A 1,003-nucleotide genomic window follows, 5' to 3' on the forward strand; every position below is an offset into this window, starting at 1 on the left:
GCTGGCTGGCGCAGGCGCTGGGTGTCGCCATCGGGTGGTGGTGGGTGGCGCCGGGTTTTATCGCCATGACCAGCCAGACCCAGCTATATGCCTGCCTGCCGATCCTGATGCTGTACCCGTTGGTGCTCGGCTGGATCTGCTATCGCCAGGCCCAGAACCTGTCCCGCCACAAGCGCGAACTGTTGGCCCTGAGCCGTACTGACAGCTTGTCCGGGCTGCTCAACCACGGCGCGTGGAAAGATCAGTTGGAGAACGAGTTCCAGCGCTGTCGCGATGAACAGCGGGGCGCGGTGATTGCCTTGATCGACATCGATCACTTCAAACTCATCAATGACACCTACGGCCACGTGACCGGCGACATCGTGTTACGTCAGCTCAGCAAGGTACTGCGCCAGAACCTGCGCAGCACCGACCAAGCGGGGCGATATGGCGGCGATGAATTCTGCGTGATCTTGTCGGACATGCCGCTCAACCGCGCCACGCAAGCTATGGATACGCTGCGTGATCGCTTCAATGCGCTGACCTACGACCAAAGCCCCACCCTGCGCGCCAGCCTGAGCATTGGCCTGGCGCCTTACCAACCGGGGCATGCCGATTCCATCAGTTGGCTCAACGACGCCGACCTAGCGTTGTACCAGGCCAAAAGCGGCGGGCGTAACCGCGTCAGCGCAGCGCAGGGGAGTTGGTTGCGGTCGGTTTAGTGGGGGTGAGAGTGGGGTGAAAAAGCAGCGCTACGCTGGCGCTCATTCCCTACGAATGAGCGCCGTAGGTTAACTCGAAACTTGAGCCTGTCGTTGTGGTGAGCAGGCTTGCCCTGCGTTGCGCTGCGTAGCAGCCCCAAACACAGACAGCACCGACACACCTGAAATACCCAACCGTCCGGGCCGGCCGCTGCGCGGCCTAGCGCGGGCAAGCTCGCTGACCACAGGGGCGGGGTAGTCGGCGAGGTGGTGGGTGTTCTTACCCTGTTGATGGGTCTTCTCGGCTGGCTTTTTGGAGGTCG

The 1,003-nt window shown here is 62.1% G+C and carries 2 protein-coding genes; one reads left to right on the forward strand and one right to left on the reverse strand.

Features of this window, described 5'->3' with window-relative positions:
- A partial coding sequence (locus tag YA0848_RS35685) for a GGDEF domain-containing protein (protein ID WP_198731589.1) occupies nucleotides 1-701 on the forward strand: 701 nt, incomplete at its 5' end.
- Nucleotides 702-770: 69 nt separating this feature from the next.
- Here the strand turns inward: YA0848_RS35685 and YA0848_RS36330 are convergent.
- Nucleotides 771-1,003: hypothetical protein (locus tag YA0848_RS36330; protein WP_232925264.1), on the reverse strand; the 233-nt coding region annotated here is incomplete at its 5' end.

Origin of the sequence: Pseudomonas sp. S4_EA_1b (genome assembly GCF_016307435.1) — a bacterium.
Lineage (GTDB): Bacteria > Pseudomonadota > Gammaproteobacteria > Pseudomonadales > Pseudomonadaceae > Aquipseudomonas > Aquipseudomonas rhodesiae.